19 protein-coding genes are annotated in these 17,453 nt (G+C 44.8%); 16 read left to right on the top strand and 3 right to left on the bottom strand.

What is annotated here, in order from left to right; all coding sequences use genetic code 11:
• The first annotated feature begins 349 nt into the window (after nt 1–349).
• Together GW12_RS04735 and rhlB are read left to right on the top strand one after the other, a co-directional pair.
• Nucleotides 350–565 carry a cold-shock protein gene (locus GW12_RS04735; RefSeq protein ID WP_034584177.1) on the top strand — a complete coding sequence of 72 codons (216 nt, stop codon included), beginning with the start codon at nt 350–352 and terminating at the stop codon, nt 563–565.
• A gap of 98 nt (nt 566–663) precedes the next feature.
• Nucleotides 664–1,815 (top strand): ATP-dependent RNA helicase RhlB, encoded by a 1,152-nt coding sequence (rhlB, locus tag GW12_RS04730; RefSeq protein ID WP_034584174.1) that lies wholly within the window; start codon nt 664–666, stop codon nt 1,813–1,815.
• Between the two features lie 58 nt (nt 1,816–1,873).
• On the opposite strand, the gene GW12_RS04725 is transcribed toward rhlB, so the two are convergent.
• Entirely contained in the window at nt 1,874–2,254 is a 381-nt protein-coding gene (locus GW12_RS04725) for a hypothetical protein (protein WP_034584171.1), read from the bottom strand.
• Nucleotides 2,255–2,514: 260 nt separating this feature from the next.
• Here GW12_RS04725 and GW12_RS04720 point away from each other — a divergent pair, with 260 nt between their 5' ends.
• From GW12_RS04720 to GW12_RS04660, 13 genes are all read left to right on the top strand, one after another.
• The gene (locus GW12_RS04720) at nt 2,515–3,096 is read left to right on the top strand and encodes a nitroreductase family protein (RefSeq protein ID WP_034584168.1); all 582 of its coding nucleotides are present in this window, start codon (nt 2,515–2,517) and stop codon (nt 3,094–3,096) included.
• 27 nt (nt 3,097–3,123) lie between these two features.
• Entirely contained in the window at nt 3,124–4,197 is a 1,074-nt protein-coding gene (locus GW12_RS04715) for an NAD(P)H-dependent glycerol-3-phosphate dehydrogenase (RefSeq protein WP_034584165.1), read from the top strand.
• Nucleotides 4,198–4,266: 69 nt separating this feature from the next.
• Nucleotides 4,267–4,722 carry a phosphoglycerate mutase family protein gene (locus GW12_RS04710; protein WP_034584163.1) on the top strand — a complete coding sequence of 152 codons (456 nt, stop codon included), beginning with the start codon at nt 4,267–4,269 and terminating at the stop codon, nt 4,720–4,722.
• 29 nt (nt 4,723–4,751) lie between these two features.
• On the top strand, nt 4,752–5,891 hold the full coding sequence (gspL, locus tag GW12_RS04705) for a type II secretion system protein GspL (protein ID WP_034584160.1): 1,140 nt from the start codon (nt 4,752–4,754) through the stop codon (nt 5,889–5,891).
• Complete coding sequence (gspM, locus tag GW12_RS04700) at nt 5,891–6,370, top strand: type II secretion system protein GspM (protein ID WP_034584157.1); 480 nt, start codon at nt 5,891–5,893, stop codon at nt 6,368–6,370. Before gspL ends, gspM begins: the two co-directional genes overlap by 1 nt.
• 90 nt (nt 6,371–6,460) lie before the next feature.
• Nucleotides 6,461–7,462: a quinone-dependent dihydroorotate dehydrogenase gene (locus GW12_RS04695; RefSeq protein WP_034584154.1), complete on the top strand. Its 1,002-nt coding sequence runs from the start codon at nt 6,461–6,463 to the stop codon at nt 7,460–7,462.
• A 5-nt stretch (nt 7,463–7,467) separates the two neighbouring features.
• The gene (locus GW12_RS04690; protein ID WP_034584151.1) at nt 7,468–8,049 is read left to right on the top strand and encodes a CvpA family protein; all 582 of its coding nucleotides are present in this window, start codon (nt 7,468–7,470) and stop codon (nt 8,047–8,049) included.
• Between the two features lie 24 nt (nt 8,050–8,073).
• Nucleotides 8,074–9,609, top strand: coding sequence for an amidophosphoribosyltransferase (gene purF, locus GW12_RS04685; RefSeq protein WP_034584148.1), 1,536 nt, complete (start codon nt 8,074–8,076; stop codon nt 9,607–9,609).
• An 89-nt stretch (nt 9,610–9,698) separates the two neighbouring features.
• Nucleotides 9,699–11,588 carry a M48 family metalloprotease gene (locus tag GW12_RS04680; RefSeq protein WP_034584180.1) on the top strand — a complete coding sequence of 630 codons (1,890 nt, stop codon included), beginning with the start codon at nt 9,699–9,701 and terminating at the stop codon, nt 11,586–11,588.
• A 198-nt stretch (nt 11,589–11,786) separates the two neighbouring features.
• Entirely contained in the window at nt 11,787–12,431 is a 645-nt protein-coding gene (locus tag GW12_RS04675; RefSeq protein ID WP_034584145.1) for a hypothetical protein, read from the top strand.
• Nucleotides 12,432–12,437: 6 nt separating this feature from the next.
• The gene (locus GW12_RS04670) at nt 12,438–13,406 is read left to right on the top strand and encodes a D-glycerate dehydrogenase (RefSeq protein WP_034584142.1); all 969 of its coding nucleotides are present in this window, start codon (nt 12,438–12,440) and stop codon (nt 13,404–13,406) included.
• Nucleotides 13,407–13,492: 86 nt separating this feature from the next.
• Complete coding sequence (locus GW12_RS04665; protein ID WP_034584139.1) at nt 13,493–14,935, top strand: M48 family metalloprotease; 1,443 nt, start codon at nt 13,493–13,495, stop codon at nt 14,933–14,935.
• Between the two features lie 114 nt (nt 14,936–15,049).
• Complete coding sequence (locus GW12_RS04660) at nt 15,050–15,406, top strand: hypothetical protein (RefSeq protein WP_034584135.1); 357 nt, start codon at nt 15,050–15,052, stop codon at nt 15,404–15,406.
• Nucleotides 15,407–15,497: 91 nt separating this feature from the next.
• Here GW12_RS04660 and GW12_RS04655 read toward each other — a convergent pair whose 3' ends face one another.
• Together GW12_RS04655 and rpsU are read right to left on the bottom strand one after the other, a co-directional pair.
• Nucleotides 15,498–15,944, bottom strand: coding sequence for a GatB/YqeY domain-containing protein (locus GW12_RS04655; protein ID WP_034584132.1), 447 nt, complete (start codon nt 15,942–15,944; stop codon nt 15,498–15,500).
• A 34-nt stretch (nt 15,945–15,978) separates the two neighbouring features.
• Nucleotides 15,979–16,194 (bottom strand): 30S ribosomal protein S21, encoded by a 216-nt coding sequence (gene rpsU / locus GW12_RS04650; RefSeq protein ID WP_001136722.1) that lies wholly within the window; start codon nt 16,192–16,194, stop codon nt 15,979–15,981.
• Between the two features lie 147 nt (nt 16,195–16,341).
• Here rpsU and tsaD point away from each other — a divergent pair, with 147 nt between their 5' ends.
• The gene (gene tsaD / locus GW12_RS04645; RefSeq protein WP_034584129.1) at nt 16,342–17,358 is read left to right on the top strand and encodes a tRNA (adenosine(37)-N6)-threonylcarbamoyltransferase complex transferase subunit TsaD; all 1,017 of its coding nucleotides are present in this window, start codon (nt 16,342–16,344) and stop codon (nt 17,356–17,358) included.
• Nucleotides 17,359–17,453: the final 95 nt, after the last annotated feature.

The following is a 17,453-nucleotide window of genomic DNA, read 5'->3' as shown; positions in this document are numbered from 1 at the left end:
ATAGTGCGTAAGTCCTAGTATTTTAATACTTTTTTGAATCCGTCAATGCGTAAGTCCTATAATTAAAAAAACCTTATGCAAATTTCTGAAAAAAATAGCGAAATCAATTAGAACAAACCTAAAAAAAGGCTATTAATTGTCAGAAACCCATGTTAAGCTCGATGGGTTAGTAGGATTTTAGATAAACAAGCACGTTGTTTTTCGCCCTATAACAAAATGGATGTAACCGGGATTTTGTTAATAGTTTTACAGAATGATTACAAGCTTAAAAATAATATTTTCAAACTTGTTTGGTCTGCTGTTTGCAACACCGGGTGGTCCTTCTCTTAGTTACAATGAGGATTGACTTATGACAGCTGCTCGCGAACAAGGCGTAGTTAAGTGGTTCAACGATACTAAAGGTTTTGGTTTTATTCAACGTAATGGCGGTGACGACGTATTTGTTCACTTCCGCGCAATTCTTGGCGAAGGCCATCGTTCACTACGTGACGGCCAACGTGTTGAATTCAGCGTTGTAAAAGGCCAAAAAGGCTTCCAGGCTGAAGAAGTTCAGACACTTGACTAATCTTCGGATTCAGTTCGAAAACGCTCCAATGTAAATTGGGGCGTTTTTTGTTTATACTAGGCAACATCGTAAAGACCTTTCAATTTGAGCAGTGCTATATGTCTTCTGGTTTTGAGACCTTAAATTTACATCCCAATCTAAAAAAAGCGATTGATGCCTTGGGCTTTACCAGCATGACGCCTATCCAGCAGAAGGTTCTGAAGTTTACACTTGCAGGGCATGATGCGATTGGTCGTGCTCAAACCGGTACCGGTAAAACAGCAGCCTTCCTGATCAGTGTGATTAATGACCTGCTTAATAATCCGGTGAAAGAACAGTGCTATCGCGGTGAGCCACGTGCCCTGATTCTGGCGCCAACTCGTGAGTTAGCACTTCAAATCGAAAGTGATGCGCTGGAGCTAACCAAATACACCGACTTAAGTGTAGTGACGCTGGTCGGTGGTGTAGATTTCGATAAACAGAAAGCTCAACTGGATAAGGCGCCGGTCGATATTATGGTGGCAACGCCAGGCCGTCTGATCGACTTTGTTGAGCAGAAAGAAGTCTGGCTGGATCTGATCGAATTTCTGGTGATCGATGAAGCTGACCGTTTGCTGGATATGGGCTTTATCCCGTCAGTCAAACGTATCGTACGTTTCTCGCCACGTAAAGAACAGCGTCAAACTTTAATGTTCTCTGCTACCTTTAGCTATGACGTCCTTAATCTGGCTCAGCAATGGTTGTTTGAACCAGTAACGGTTGAAATCGAACCGGAAAAGAAAACCAATGCCGATGTCGAGCAACGTGTCTATATGGTTGCAAAAGCAGATAAATATAAACTGCTACAAGACATCCTACGTGATGAACCTATTGAGAAGGTGATGATTTTCGCGAATCGCCGGGATCAGGTACGCAAGCTGTATGATCACCTGAAAAAAGATGGTTATAAAGTGGTGATGCTGTCTGGTGAAATCGCGCAAGACAAACGCCTGAAAATGCTGGATCAGTTCAAGAACGGTAAGCACAATATTATGATCGCAACTGATGTTGCTGGTCGTGGTATTCATGTCGATGGTGTATCACATGTCGTGAATTTTACTCTGCCAGAACAATCGGATGATTATGTGCACCGTATTGGCCGTACCGGTCGTGCCGGAACCCGTGGTGTGAGTATCAGCTTCCTATCCGAAGATGATGCCTTCTACCTACCTGAAATTGAAAAAGCCATTGGTCAGAAATTACCACTGACCCGACTGGAAGGTTATTGCTAATTTCCCGCCAATAAAAAAAACCGCTCGCTTGAGCGGTTTTTTATGGCCTATCGAAAACTTAGTTCGATTGGCAACGGAAAGTCAGTGTGGTTTGATAATCGTCATCTGAATTGATGTTATTGCCTGTACCTGCAATATTGCCGAGCACTTTAGCTGCTGCCTGAATCATCTGACCGGTTTGTTCATCCACAACACCTTTCAGTGCGCCATCATAAGTGGACTGTTCATCGACAATAATTGGGGTTGCACGTGAACCACAGGTTTTAGAAGCCGCGTTCACTGCATTATTTTTTGCAATGACTTGGGTTTTACCGAGGCCGGTCACTTCAAACTGGTTGTTTTCCTTTTGGATTGCAGTAGTGTTGGTCGGATTGGAACTACATGCGGTCAAAGCCAGTGCAGTTGCCAAGGCTGCACCCATGGTCAGTATATTTTTCATGTTGTTAAACTCATCAAGTTCAGATAATCGTTTAATTCATCACATAATAATCTTGAGAATTTGGAGGGCTTGTATAAGTTTGGCAACTTTCAGTAAGCACAATGTCAGTGCTGTTGAATAAAACATCAATCCAGTAAAAAGATCGGGTTGATTCTACAAAATGACACAATGCGAGCAGCAATAAAAATCCCGCATATAGAGAATAAGCGCATGAATATGCTAATCTTGAGCACAGTTTTCAAATATAGAAATATAAGGCAATGACCGAATCAGAGATCGAAATCGTTCATCAAAATATTCATCAACGTCAATCTGTTGGTCACCTGGTGGCACCAGCACCAAATGTAGAACAGCTGGAAAAAGCCTTTCAAGCCGCACTTACGGCTCCCGATCATCACCGTTTAAAACCGACTGAATTTTTAATTATTCCAGAAGATCAGCGCGAAGCTTTTGGTGAATTGCTATCTCAAGCATTGATTGATTTAGGTCAGACTGAAGCTGCGCAAATCGAGCGGGTTAAAAACCATCCTTTCCGTGCACCTTTATTGGTGGTGGCTTTAACTCGTCTGAAAGATCATCCTAAAGTTCCACATTTTGAACAGATTCTCAGTTCAGGTGCTGCGATCCAGAATTTCCTATTGTCTTTGCAAGTCCAAGGTTTTTCGACCATGTGGCGTAGTGGGGCAGTCGTAGAATCACAATACTTCAAAAAAGCCTTAGGCATTTCAGGGGATGATCTGGTTTCAGGCATCATTTATATTGGTACAGCCGCGAAAAGTATTGCGCCACGTGCAGAAATTCATACAGCAGAATTTGTCAGCCCGTGGAACCCATCCCACTAATGGGCTGAAGAAGGATATTTAAACTCCATGTCAGAATTAAAATTTTCAGATCTGGTTGAGCCAGTAGAAATTGACCGTAAAACAGCGCTGCGTGTAACAGTATTGGGTGGTGGCAGTTTTGGTACTGCGATGGCCAATACTGCGGTGCGCAATGGTTGTGACACCATGATCTGGATTCGTGATGAAGCAACCGCTGCAGATATCAATGCCACCCATGTCAACAAGCGCTATTTACCAGATTTTCAACTTGAACCAGCACTGCTCGCGGTTTCTGATCTGGAAAAAGCGGTACGTGATCGTGACATTATTCTGGTTGCGATTCCAAGTCATTCTTTCCGTGATGTGCTGAAGCAGATCAAACCATATATTACTTCTCAGGCGGTGATTTCCCTGACCAAGGGTATTGAAGCAAAAACCTTTAGTTTTATGAGCGACATCATTCGTGAGGAATTGCCGGAAGTGCCGTATGGTGTGCTGTCTGGTCCAAACTTGGCTAAGGAAATTGTTGCAGGTCAGCCAGCCGGTACAGTCATTGCCAGTAAGTCAGAGCTGGTACGTTATGCGGTACAACAAGCATTGCATAGTGCCTTGTTCCGTGTCTTTGCTAGTGATGATGTCAATGGCGTGGAATTAGGCGGTGCGTTGAAGAATATCTATGCTGTAGCGATGGGGATGGCGGCTGCCTATAACGTGGGTGAAAATACCAAGAGTATGATCTTGACGCGTGCCCTGGCAGAAATGAGCCGCTTTGCGGTAAAACTTGGGGCCAATCCGCTAACATTCCTGGGCTTATCCGGTGTGGGCGATTTATTTGCAACCTGTAACAGTCCACTAAGCCGTAACTATCAGGTCGGTTATGCACTGGGTAAAGGAAAAACCTTGGAACAGGCGACCACAGAACTGGGGCAGACCGCTGAAGGGATTAATACCATTGTGCAGGTTAAGGCACGTGCAGAAGAGCTGGATGTGTATATGCCAATTACTTGTGCTTTATATGCCGTGATCTTTGAAGGTGCACCGCCAATGAGCATCGCCGTGTCCTTGATGAAGAATGGCCATCGCAGTGATGTTGAATTCGTCTTGCCACATCAGCAAGTCTGATTTATAAGAGAGAAAACAATATGATCGCACCTAATCCGTGGTCATATCTAAATCAAACAGGGAAATGGTATGCAACTGACACTGGTACGTCATGGAGAAGCAGCTGCACCGGTCAATGGTAATGATACGAAGCGTCCTTTGACTGAGCGCGGGCATTTGCAGGCAGAGCAGACAGCGCAATATTTAAAGGATGTGATCAATCCGGAAGTGTTTGTGGTAAGTCCATTGCTGCGTGCTCAGGAAACGCTGGCACATCTGCAAGCCTATTTTAAGGATGTGCCGGTGGTGATCTGTAATACCATTAAACCGGATGATGATGCCAAGGTCGCGGTGGAGTGGTTGTCTCATTTACCGTATGAGTCGATTGTGGTGGTGTGTCATATGAACGTGGTGGCACATATTGCTTCAATTCTGACTGAGGAACATTTCCATCCTTTCCATCTGGCAGAAGCACGGATTTATGATCAGGCTGTGATTGCAGCAGGTTTATCGACCCAGCAAAAAAGCTTTATTCCAACAGTATAAAAAACTATTAAAACGGCAGAACTTAATCAATGTTGTATTTATGGATGCCAGAAGCCAATGGGGTTTGGCAATGGTCAGATGGGGATTTCTGGAAAAGTTCCGCGACACTGGAACAACTGATTCAGGAGATTCAGGGGCATCATGGTGAAGAAGCGACAGTTTTCTTCCCGAGCCGTCATGTGCAGATTCTGCAGCAGGCAATGTCTAAAGCCCAGTACAAGAAAATGGGGCAGGACGCGATCAAGTATCTGCTGGAGGAATATATCATTCTGCCAGTCGATGCCATGAAAGTGCTGCATCATTTCCAGCAGTCAGATCAATTGATCGTGCTGGGCATTGCCAATTCGGCAGTGGAAACCATGCAACATGCTTTGCATCTGTTACCGGTGAAAGTCACGGCTTTGTTGCCTGATTTTCTGATTCTACCGGTACCTGCGGAAAACCAGCGTGTGATCGCTGATATTGGGGGGCAGTTGCTGGTGCGCGAGGCGGAATATGTGGGGCATTCGGTTGATGACCTGAGTCTGTATCTGGATTATCAGCCGAAGGATGTTAGCTATCAGGTCAGTGGCCTGAGCAATGACCAGTTGCGTAGTCTGGAATCAGTCGCGACGCATGATCAGATTGAATCTTTTCAATACAGTATCCCTAAGCTGAAAAAGCCGAAAGCACATCCCTTTAATGTCTTGCCTAAAGCAAAATCTGGGGCTCCAGTCTCTAGTTATTGGAAAGCCTGTGCAGCCGTATTCCTGGGTATTTTGGCACTGCAGTTTAGTTATGATGCAGTACGCTGGTATCAATACAAGAAAATTGCCAACCAGACTGCGGCACAAGCTGTAGATCAGTTTAAATACTGGTTCGGCCAGAATTTCCCGGTGACGGAACAGAATATCAAAAGTCAGTTTGAAGGGCAGTTGCGCCTGAATCAGTCTGCCAATACCCAGTCTTTTGACCTGATCAGCCGAATTGGGCCAGTGCTGATGCAGAACCAGATGGTGGCACAGCGTGTAAATTATGAATCTTCTACTTTAAGCATGGAGCTACAAGCTCAATCACCGGATGCATTTAGTACCTTGACGCGTCAGCTGACTCAGCAGGGTATGAAGGTGGAATTAGGAAATGTCCAGGCCAATGCTGCAGGTGCAGTCGGATCGGTGAGAATACAATAATGAGCATGATTGAAAATATTCAGACCCGAATGGATCAGCAGATTGAACGTATCAGTGACTATCTGGATAGTTTGAGTGCGCGCGAACGCTATATGGTGATTTTTGCGACTATTTTTGTGGTGGTAGCAGCTGTCGGTTCAGCACTGTTCTATATGCATAAAGCTGCAGAGACCCAGCAAAAACGCCTGAATACCTTAAAAGATACCATTGTCTGGATGCAGAGCAATGCAGCCACCATGAAACCGGCCGGTGACCTGCAACTGGATGCTGCCGAGAAAGTTCAACGGGCAGCGCAGCAGCAGGGATTGTCAGTTTCATCGCAGCAGCAGGATGATAAAATATTACTAAATGTGAGTCATGAGAATTATGCAGTGTTGGCTAATTTCCTGACCCAGCTGGCACAGAGTGGTTTAAGTGTTGAAAAAATGGAACTTATCAGCGATGCCGGGCAGATTAAATTAACAGCGACTGTCATGTAAACGGTAAAAATAAAGATTTGCAAAGCATGGTTTTTTTACCGGGCTGTGACTATAATATGCCGACTTAGAAAGCAGTAGACTTTTCCCGATATGTTGTATTCTCTAGCCCGCCCTTTGTTGTTTTCTTTAGCACCAGAGCGTGCACATGAGCTGACACTATCACTGTTGAAATCTTCCCATGCCATGGGGATGATGCGTCAAAATGTTGCTTCTAAACCAGTGACCTGTATGGGAATTGAATTCCCGAATCCGGTTGGTTTGGCAGCGGGTTTGGACAAAAATGGTGCCTATATTGATGCCCTTGCCAGTCAAGGTTTCGGTTTTATTGAAATTGGTACCGTGACACCACGTCCTCAACCTGGCAATCCACAACCGCGTTTATTCCGCCTGCCTCAGGCCAAAGCCATCATTAACCGTATGGGTTTCAATAATGATGGTGTGGACCAACTGATTGAAAATGTCAAAGCGGCAAAATTCAAAGGCGTTCTTGGGATTAATATCGGCAAAAATGCGACGACTCCAGTTGAAAATGCCGCTGACGACTATTTGATCTGTCTAGAAAAGGTTTATAATTACGCTTCCTATATTACTGTTAATATTTCCTCTCCCAACACAAAAAACCTGCGCAGCTTGCAAAGTGGTGATGCGCTCACCCAGTTGCTGGAAACGCTCAAAAACCGTCAGCTTGAGCTTGCTCAGGAAAACCAACATTATGTACCTCTGGTACTTAAAGTTGCGCCAGACCTGGAAGCTGAAGATATTGCCTTTATTGCCCAGCAATTGCTGCGATATAAAATTGATGGTCTGATTGTGACAAATACGACCTTGTCCCGTGAAGGTGTTGAAGGTCTAGAACACGCTGAAGAAGCAGGTGGTCTGTCTGGTGCACCAGTATTTGAGAAAAGTACAGCTTGCTTGAAAGTGTTTGCAGACATTCTGCAAGGGCGGATTCCATTGATTGGTGTGGGTGGTATTCTTTCCGGTGCCGATGCTACTGCCAAAAAGCAGGCTGGTGCCAGCCTTGTACAAGTCTATTCTGGCCTCATATATACAGGACCGAAGCTTGTTAAAGACTGCATTGATGCATTCTGAATTCCATGACCACCATTGACATCTTTTTACTGATCATCTTGCTCATTGGAGGGCTAAACGGTTTGCGTCAAGGATTGATTAAAGCCTTTGCGAACTTAGCTGGATGGATTTTTGCGCTGATCATTGCCGCGAAATATTCGACGCTACTTGCGCCTTCCATGATTGCTCTCAGTACAGATCCAGTGGTACAGAAGATTGCAGCATTTGCTTTCATCGTCCTGATGATTGTGGTGCTGACCTGGATTGTGACTTATTTGCTGAATCGTATTTTAAAGACCCTGAAACTGGGGCCTTTAAACCGTCTGGCCGGTGGTGTCTTTGGTAGTCTGAAAGGCCTGTTGATTATTTTGATTACCATGCAGGGCATTGGTCCATGGGTAGAAAGTTCGCCGCATTGGAAACAGTCAAAAATGGTTCAGACTTTGCTGCCGTATGCGCCGTGGGCAACTCAGTTGTCCAAGGATGCTGCAAACGGAGCCTTACAACATATCAAGTCTGAAGATTCAAGCCAGTCTTCAGATGCATCAGCTGGGCATCCTGTCAAAGGAAAGTCCTCGGCTGAATCGACAAATAATCCTTTTTATTAATCCTAGCTTGTCTGCGAGGTTGCTATGTGTGGAGTGGTTGGTATAGCTGGTAAATCACCTGTTAACCAAATGTTGTTTGATGCATTAACGATGTTACAACATCGTGGACAGGATGCAGCTGGGATTGTGACATGTCAGGAAGGCCGCCTGTTCCTACGTAAAGATGTTGGTATGGTTCGTGATGTATTCCATACCCGTCATATGCGTGCATTACAAGGTAATTACGGTATTGGTCACGTGCGTTACCCGACTGCCGGTACTTCAAGTAGTGCCGAAGCACAGCCGTTCTATGTCAACTCACCTTATGGGATTACGCTGGCGCATAACGGTAACTTGACCAATGCTGAAGAAATTCATGATGACCTGTTCAAGACCGACCTGCGTCACATGAACACCGATTCTGACTCCGAAGTATTGCTGAACGTATTAGCACACGAACTGCAAAAACGCGGCAAACTGGTACCGACTTCTGAGGATATTTTCCATGCAGTCACCCGCGTACATGAACGCTGCAAAGGTGGTTATGCCGTGGTTGCCATGATTACTGGTCAAGGCCTGGTAGGCTTCCGTGATCCAAATGGGATTCGTCCATTGATCTACGGTTCTCGTGAAACTGAACAGGGCATGGAATATATCATTGCGTCCGAATCGGTTGCGATTACCGCGCTGGGCTTTAAAGTTGAACGTGATATCGAGCCGGGTGAAGCAGTATTTATCGACTCAAACGGTAACTTCTTCACTAAACAGTGTGCTGCAAATCCGCAATACCGCCCATGTATCTTTGAATATGTGTACTTTGCGCGTCCAGATGCCACTATTGACGGTATTTCTGTGTACAAAGCCCGTCTGAAAATGGGTGAAAAGCTGGCGCAAAAAATCCTGCGTGAGTGGGGCGATGAGCACGATATTGATGTAGTGATTCCAATTCCGGATACTTCACGTACTTCTGCATTGGAACTGGCCAATACTTTAGGTGTGAAATTCCGTGAAGGTTTTATGAAAAACCGTTATATCGGCCGTACCTTCATTATGCCAGGTCAACAGCTGCGTAAAAAATCAGTACGTCAAAAACTGAACCCGGTTGAGCTGGAATTCCAGGGCAAAAATGTCCTTCTTGTTGATGACTCGATTGTTCGTGGTACCACTTGTAACGAAATCATCCAGATGGCACGTGATGCTGGCGCGAAAAAAGTATTCTTTGCCTCAGCTGCACCGATGGTAAAATATCCAAACGTGTACGGTATTGATATGCCGGCGAAGTCTGAGCTGATTGCCTCTGAACGTAGCGTGGAAGAAATCCGTGAAATCATCGGTGCTGACCGCCTGATTTTCCAGGATCTGGAAGATTTGAAAGATGCAGTCCGTACTAAGAAAGTGCCGCATCTACGTGAGTTCGACTGTTCGGTATTTGATGGCATCTATGTGGCAGGTAGCATTGATGAGCAATATCTGAACGATCTTGAGCAGAAGCGTAATGATGGCGCAAAAAAAGGTGACAAGTTTATCGATGTGAACATCGATGCGGCTTCGGTTGACCTGAGCGGCGTACGTGAAGTCTAAGCGGCTAAATTCATGAAAAAAGCGGGAATTTCCCGCTTTTTTCATTTATGATGGCGTCAAAGCTAAAACAATGTGATCAGGGTGAGGCATTGAGCAGCGTAGGATACGTGTTTGTTAAAAATAAAAATATGTTATGGCCAGCCAGTTTCTGTTTGCTTGCCGTGCTACTAACCATATTCATCATCAATACGGTGGTGGGCTTATTTGTTTTTTACCTTGATCCTACCCAATCGATTTACTGGCATTTCCTGAGTCCCTATCTGATTACCTTGGTCAGCCTGATTATGGCAATCTCGGTAATCTATGAGTTTTATGTATTTCGTGCTGGAGGCTATTCCTTGGCTCGGCAGATGGGCGCACGTCGTCTTAGCTTAATTGAAAGTGTGCCTGAAGAAAGTGCTGCTCTGAAAATTACTGAACAGCTGGCAGATACTTTTCTAATTGAAATCCCTGCAGTCTATGTATTACTAGATGAAGTCGGGGTGAATGCGCTGACGGCAGGTTTTAATCCGGGTAATACTGCGATTATTCTGACTTGGGGAGCCTTGCAGAATCTGGATGAGCTTGAACTGTATGGTTTGCTTAGTCATGAATTTAACAAGATTCTGTCTGGTGAAGCAGCTGAAAATACCCGGTTAAAAATTCTGTATAGCAGCCTGACTACCTTTAGTCAGTGGGGCAGCAAGATTGCTAAAAAAGGCTTCTATCGTCTTGGCCAGCCTGCTGCGAACAAGTTTGAAACGCTTTATGTTTCGATTGGTGCAGTCATCTGGCTGATTGGCAGTCTAGGTGTTCTGATTAGCCGCTTCATCAAGTTTATTTCATTGGGTGGACGTACCTACAAGAATGACAAGAAAACCCGTCGCCTGATTCAGAATGATGCGAATGTGCAGACGCTGCTACGGATTTATGTGCATCACTCCGGTTCGCAGATTCATAGTGAATATGCTGAATCGATTTCACATATGTGTTTTGCCAACTCCTTGAGTCCACAAAACTGGCTGAATATTCATCCGAGTATTGAAAAGCGGATTTATGAGCTCAACCCATCGCTGATTCAGGATTTGCAGCTAGAAAACCTGAAAAAGCTCAAGAATCAGCCTTTATTTAGCCTGTTTCGTTCTCTGGAAGAAGTTGCAGTCAATAATGTTTCTACTTGGAGTTCGCCACAGCCATTGCCGCTGTTACGTTTATCGCCGATCAGTTTTGCCTTGAAGGATGCCATCAAGCCACTAAATCCTGAAAACCGGGCCAATACCCCACGTCCGGAACTGATCGAACGTGCCTTGCAAACCGCAACGGGTTCACGAGAAGTCATGGTGGCGATTCTGATGATCCGTCAGTATCGTGAATTTATTCCAACGGATGCAGAAGTCAGCCGCGCCATCGTCGATTCCTTATTAAATCTGGATGGTCGGGTACATATCTCGATTTTTCGCCAGGCAGTAAAAAATATTGGGGGTATGCCAACCACCGTAGCACGCCAGTTTGCGATGAAACTGGCGCGAATCATTCAGGAAGATGGTGAAATTGGCTTGCTGGATGCCTTGCTGCTGGAATGTGTTAAATATGAATTAAACCTGCTACCGGCACATACCCCAACGGCACTAGAAGAAGTAAAATCGCAAATTGTACGCTTGATTGATGCCTTATTGCATGTGCAGCAGATTAATAGTGGTAACCAGCTGGAAGTACGCGAGCGGATTTTAAAACGTATTTTGACTCAGAAAGAACTGGAAATGTATGCCGAGATTTCAGATGAGCCGATTGATCTGGCGGAAATCCTGAATGACATTTCTGGTTTATTGTTGCGGGATCGTCTCAGTATTTTAGGAGTTGCAGAAGTCTGTTTGTGGAGTGACCGGATTATCACCCAGGATGAGTTTGATGTGATGGAGCTGTTGTACTGGCGTCTCGGTTTTGAAACGGATGAAATCATTGACCAGATGCAGAAAAAGAATAGTATTATGATTATTTAGTGGTCAGTTTGTATTCAGCTCTAAATTGTTGGATGATGTTTTAAGGCCCTTGGTGACATATAAAAATTTAGTGAAAACGATTTATTTTGAGATCATCTAATTGTTCAGTGACAAATATCAGAAAACGACTTAAAAAGTTCGGCAAGAGAGTGGGAATCCCGCTAAAATATTCGACCTGAAAATGGTGATGAAGAAAAGATGATTGGGCATCAGCGAGACATACTGGCAACATTAGGAATTGATATCTGGATTCCTCGGGCAGAGCCGTATCAGCCGCACCAGACAGCCATCTGGCGAGATCAATCCCAGCCCGAAGTCATCAGTGAAATCATCTTGCCTGAGCTAAAGGCTAAATCTGTACCCGATAGTATCCCAGTAGAAAATCCTGTACCTACACCTGTTCCGGTGGAACAGGTTGCTGAGCCGGTTCAACCTGTAGTAGCGCAAGTGCAGGAACTGCGTGAGCTGGTGCATGTCGAGCCATTTAGCCTGCAAGCCATCAGCTTGGCATATTGCACCATTGTGATTGATGCCACCACGATAAACGAAGCGCAGCAACAGTTATGGGTCAATATCCAGCACGCAATGTTATGTGAATTTTCAGAGTTGAACTGGCCATTCCCATGGGATAATGTGCAGGATGGGCGTGGCGTGGAAACCTATATTCAGGGTTTCATCGATGCCATGAGCCACGAAAAAAATATTATTTTCTTGGGTAAAATTCCGCATTATTCCAATAGCAAAATTATTCAACTGGCTTCACTGCAGGAGATGGTGGAGCAGCCGATCCTTAAAAAACGCCTGTGGCAGTTTATGCAGGGCAAACCTGTCTTAATGGAATAATGACGTATGAAGCAAAAAGTGGTGGTATTCAGTCAAATTCATCCAGAAATCCAGAACAAACTCGAACAACAATATAACGTCGTTTATATCCAGCCAAAATTAGGCAATATCAATCAACAGATTTTGCAGCATGTCCAGGATGCGGATGCCATGATTGGTGCAGGGCGTTTGCTGAATCGTGACAATCTGGCCAGTGCCACCAAACTCAAAATCATCTCCAGTGTTAGCGTCGGTTATGACAACTATGACCTGGAATATTTAAATGAGAAGAAAATCTATCTCAGCAATACACCGCATGTGCTGACTGAAACCACAGCCGATCTGGCTTTTGCCTTGTTAATGGCAGCGGCGCGTAAAGTTACAACGTTAGATCAATGGACCAAGCAGGGGCAATGGCAACGAACTGTGGGTGAAGCACAGTTTGGTATGGATATCTTTGGCAAGACTTTAGGTGTTATTGGGCTGGGCCATATCGGTGCCGCAATCGCAAGACGCGGTTTTTACGGTTTTAACATGAATGTGCTGTATCATAACCGTCGTGAAAAGCCGGAACTGGCTCAAGGCCTGAATGCAGAATATTGCAGTTTAAACAAGCTATTGCAACGTTCCGATTTTGTGGTGGTCGCAGTTGATCTGAATGCTGATTCCAATGCCCTGATTGGTACTGAACAGTTGGTTCAAATGCAGTCGCATGCCGTATTGGTGAATATTTCGCGTGGTTCAGTAGTTGATGAACAGGCGCTAATTCAAGCCTTAAAAAATCGTCGGATTTTTGCTGCTGGTTTAGATGTCTATCAAAAAGAGCCATTGCAGCAGTCTGAACTGTTTGCTTTAGATAATGTGGTGACCTTGCCTCATGTAGGTTCGGCAACGGCTCAAACCCGCAAGCGTATGGCAGAACTGGCGTATCAGAATCTGGTAGATGCGCTGGAAGGGCGTGTACCGCGTTATGTGGTGAATCCACAGTTTCAATAAAATTAAATAACATTTCCTTGCATATATGCCCAATTTTCAATGGTATATTCAGTTGGTTAGGAAAATCGGGCTTAGAGAATTATTCATTGAAACGTTTGGTTTTGGCTTGTGGGTTAAGCGCATCGATTGCGGCGGGGCATAGTGCAGCAGAGACTTTTGATCATAGTTCCATCCAGTTTACGGTACCTGAAATTGGGACCGGTGTTGGGCTGATCGATCAGCAGAAAGAACGCATAATCGGGGAGAAGGTCTATCGTGAGGTACAACGCCAGCTACCGGTGATTGAAAATCCCTGGATGGAAGACCAGCTTTTTTCCGTCTTTTCCCATATTCTTAGCCAGACTCAACTGCAGCAACCGATTGGTTTAGTGATTGTTAATGATCCACAAATTAATGCATTTGCCGTTCCGGGCGGGCTGTTTGCCCTGAATTTAGGCCTGCTGAATTCTGCCCGAAATATGGATGAAGTGGCTGGGGTGATGGCACATGAAATTGCACATGTCACACAACGTCATTACAGTCGATCCCAGGAAGCCTTTAAAGGACAGGGATTATTGGCTTTGGCGGGTATTCTGGTCGGTGCATTAGTTGCTTCACAGGCCGATGGTGATGCCGGTGCTGCTGTGATGATGGGTTCGCAAGCCGCCTTGATGGATCAGCAGTTATCTTATAGCCGTAATCAGGAACGTGAAGCGGATCGGATCGGTATGCAGTATATGTATGCTTCTGGCTATAACCCACAGAGTATGGCCGATTTTTTTGAAGTGATGCATCGTTCTACCAGCCGTTTAAGCTTTTTGCCGGATTTCTGGTTTACCCATCCCTTAACCACTGAGCGTATGAGTGAAGCCCGGTTGCGTGCCAACCAGATGCCCAAAGTAAAAACCAAACTGGCCGATCCGACGTTTGAGGTCATTAAATGGTATAGCAAGGTTTTATCACGGCAGACCACCGAACAGCAGTTGGAGTTACTCGCTGGACAAAATAGCTTTGCCGGCCAACTGGCTTTATGCGCTTATTATTTGCAACAGGGTGACGAAGAGAATGCTCAGCAGGCATTGGAACAGGCAAAAAAGCATAATCAGATTCATCCATTACTGGTGCTATTTCAAACAGATATTTACCTAGGCAAAAATCAGCTGAATCAGGCATTGAACAGTGTTCGTTCAGCTGCGACCATCATGCCGGAAAACCGGGCACTAAATTATAAATATGCCGAAGTGCTGATCCGGATGAAACAGACTGATCAGGCCAAAATGCTGGTACAGCGCTTTCTAAATGCCAATCCACGTGATTTAAGTGCCTGGCGCTTGATGCTGATAGCCACCAATGCTGAGCCTGCGTCAGATCATAAGGCGGTCAATGTGCTGCGTTATCGTGCAGAAGTGGAATATTGGTCAGGCAATGAAGAAACTGCGATTAAATCCTTGTTGCACGCGCAGCGGATCAGTAAGGGGAATCAGTCCCTGTCTGCCATTATTTCCAAGCGTTTAAAACAGATGCAGCAGGAACGTCAATACAAGATCTGATCTTCTTAATATAAGCACCAGATAGATCCTAGTTTATTCGATCTTTGGCGGCTTTTAATTCGACCTTTCTTATACTATGCTGAGTGGCAAATTGAAGCACATGAGAAAGGGTGAATGAAAACAAGATTATTGTGCCTGTTTTTAGTTTGGGGAATTTCGACGGGGCATGCAGCAAGCTTAAAGGATTATGCGCAGTCGGTTGAAAAAATCAGTACGGACTACCATCAGCAATCCCGGGAATTTTTGCGTAGCCTTAATCCGCAGCAGCAGAATTTAACCGCGGCGCAGCAGTCGGAGTTTTGTGGCATCGTCGGGCGTTATGTCGATCGCTTGCACCAAGCCACCGAGAAAAACCGTGAAGCACTGGATTTCAAGCTACAGAAAATGACAAGACAGGATATTGTGGATCAGGTGAAAGCTTCAAAAATGATGCAATTGCTGCAAAGCAAGAATGTAAATTGTAATTTGTGAGATATTGGAATTTTTAAGAATCGGTTTGCTGAGAACTGGCTAGGAATCTAGTCAGTTCAACGCAAAAGAATAGATTTATTTACAGTATAAATTAGGCAAGTTTTGCTTTAATTTTTGCAGAAACTTGTGCAGGATCGGCGCGCCCGGCTATGAGCGGACGCAGAGAATTCATCACCTTACCCATATCTTTCATGCTAGTAGCTTCTTGCGCTGCAATTGTTTGCGCAATAAGGGAATCAAGCTCTTCCTCAGTCATAGCTTCTGGTAGAAATTGAGACAGAACCTCAACTTCAGCTTGTTCCTTACTAGCTAAATCTTCTCGACCAGCACCTTCATAGGCTTTGATCGATTCCTTACGTTGTTTAATTTGCTTTTCAATGACCGCAAGAACCTGAGCGTCGTCAAGTTCTTTGCGCTCATCGACTTCGATTTGCTTAATTGCCGCCTGCAGACTACGTATAACCGTTAACTTGTCCATTTCTTTAGCACGCATTGTTGCTTTTAAAACTTCAGTTATTTGGTTTTTTAAAGTAGTCATTTATCTTGTCCAGGCAGTCAATCACAAATTAATCTTAGTAAAGGCGAGTAGTACGAACTGATTCGCGAGCCAGTTTCTTCTGGTAGCGTTTAACAGCAGCAGCTTTTTTACGTTTACGTTCTTGAGTTGGTTTTTCGTAGAATTCACGTTTACGAACGTCAGCAAGAACGCCCGCTTTTTCGCATGAACGTTTGAAACGACGGATAGCTACGTCTACTGGTTCGCCTTCTTTCAATTTAACTTGTGGCATGAAGAATCCTCATTAAGTTATGGATAAGATCATGGGCCGAATTGCCCGTGATCACAAGTGAAGGTCAGTATTTTACTCATTTACATCTTATATCACAAGCCTATAATAGTTATCGTAATTGAATTGATACAGGTAATAGGCAGTTTAATGATCGTTTTAGGCTTAGAAACATCGTGTGATGAAACAGGACTCGCGCTCTATGACAGCGAGCTGGGTTTACGCGGACAAGTTCTGTATAGCCAGATTAAACTGCATGCTGAATATGGTGGTGTAGTTCCAGAATTGGCTTCACGTGACCATGTGCGTAAACTGATTCCGCTCCTGAATCAGCTGCTTGAACAGAGCGGTGTCAAGAAATCTGAAATTGATGCTGTGGCATATACCCGCGGGCCGGGCCTGATGGGTGCGCTAATGACCGGTGCCTTGTTTGGTCGTACGCTGGCATTTGCATTAAATAAACCGGCAATTGGTGTGCACCATATGGAAGGTCATATGCTGGCACCATTACTTTCCAAAACTCCACCGGAATTTCCATTCGTGGCACTGCTGGTCTCAGGTGGCCATTCCCAGTTGATGGCAGCTTACGGTATTGGTCAGTATGAATTACTCGGCGAATCCATTGATGATGCAGCCGGTGAAGCCTTTGATAAAGTCGCGAAAATGATGGGTCTGCCATATCCGGGCGGTCCAAACATTTCCAAACTGGCTGAAAAGGGCGATCCGAATGCCTTTGCATTTCCCCGTCCAATGCTGCATCAGGATCTGACGTTCTCATTCAGTGGTTTAAAAACCGCAGTTTCTGTACAGATGAAGAAACTCGGTGATGAAAACCGCGATGCCGATATTGCTGCTAGCTTCCAGGAAGCGATCGTGGATACCTTGGTGAAAAAATCAGTGAAGGCATTAAAGCAAACCGGTTTAAAACGTCTGGTGATTGCTGGTGGTGTAAGTGCGAATAAGCGTTTACGTGAACGTTTAGAAGCCGACTTAGCTAAAATTAAAGCGACCGTTTACTATGCGGAACCTGCACTGTGTACCGACAATGGTGCGATGATTGCTTTTGCTGGTTATCAACGTTTAAAAGCAGGGCAGCAGGATGGTTTGGCTGTCACTACGACCCCGCGTTGGCCAATGACTGAGTTGACCAATCCTGAAGCTGTTTAATGTCTTTATAAGTACATTGAAAACTCAAAGGAAAAAACCTCATCATTTGATGAGGTCTTTTCTATTTATTTACCAAGGCTCTAGACTAGCAAAAT

Source organism: Acinetobacter sp. HR7 (assembly GCF_000773685.1).
Lineage (GTDB): Bacteria > Pseudomonadota > Gammaproteobacteria > Pseudomonadales > Moraxellaceae > Acinetobacter > Acinetobacter thermotolerans.
Note: the sequence above shows the minus strand (reverse complement) of the source record. Positions and strands in the feature narration are given on the sequence as shown.

Bases quoted from the DNA above. Each gene is read 5' to 3' on its own strand.
- purF (WP_034584148.1), top strand. From the start codon at position 8,074: ATGTGTGGAGTGGTTGGTATAGCTGGTAAATCACCTGTTAACCAAATG.
- gspM (WP_034584157.1), top strand. From the start codon at position 5,891: ATGAGCATGATTGAAAATATTCAGACCCGAATGGATCAGCAGATTGAA.
- rhlB (WP_034584174.1), top strand. From the start codon at position 664: ATGTCTTCTGGTTTTGAGACCTTAAATTTACATCCCAATCTAAAAAAA.
- GW12_RS04675 (WP_034584145.1), top strand. From the start codon at position 11,787: ATGATTGGGCATCAGCGAGACATACTGGCAACATTAGGAATTGATATC.
- GW12_RS04710 (WP_034584163.1), top strand. From the start codon at position 4,267: ATGCAACTGACACTGGTACGTCATGGAGAAGCAGCTGCACCGGTCAAT.
- rpsU (WP_001136722.1), bottom strand. From the start codon at position 16,194: ATGCCACAAGTTAAATTGAAAGAAGGCGAACCAGTAGACGTAGCTATC.
- GW12_RS04725 (WP_034584171.1), bottom strand. From the start codon at position 2,254: ATGAAAAATATACTGACCATGGGTGCAGCCTTGGCAACTGCACTGGCT.
- GW12_RS04720 (WP_034584168.1), top strand. From the start codon at position 2,515: ATGACCGAATCAGAGATCGAAATCGTTCATCAAAATATTCATCAACGT.
- GW12_RS04735 (WP_034584177.1), top strand. From the start codon at position 350: ATGACAGCTGCTCGCGAACAAGGCGTAGTTAAGTGGTTCAACGATACT.
- GW12_RS04715 (WP_034584165.1), top strand. From the start codon at position 3,124: ATGTCAGAATTAAAATTTTCAGATCTGGTTGAGCCAGTAGAAATTGAC.
- GW12_RS04690 (WP_034584151.1), top strand. From the start codon at position 7,468: ATGACCACCATTGACATCTTTTTACTGATCATCTTGCTCATTGGAGGG.
- GW12_RS04660 (WP_034584135.1), top strand. From the start codon at position 15,050: ATGAAAACAAGATTATTGTGCCTGTTTTTAGTTTGGGGAATTTCGACG.
- tsaD (WP_034584129.1), top strand. From the start codon at position 16,342: ATGATCGTTTTAGGCTTAGAAACATCGTGTGATGAAACAGGACTCGCG.
- gspL (WP_034584160.1), top strand. From the start codon at position 4,752: ATGTTGTATTTATGGATGCCAGAAGCCAATGGGGTTTGGCAATGGTCA.
- GW12_RS04655 (WP_034584132.1), bottom strand. From the start codon at position 15,944: ATGACTACTTTAAAAAACCAAATAACTGAAGTTTTAAAAGCAACAATG.
- GW12_RS04670 (WP_034584142.1), top strand. From the start codon at position 12,438: ATGAAGCAAAAAGTGGTGGTATTCAGTCAAATTCATCCAGAAATCCAG.
- GW12_RS04695 (WP_034584154.1), top strand. From the start codon at position 6,461: ATGTTGTATTCTCTAGCCCGCCCTTTGTTGTTTTCTTTAGCACCAGAG.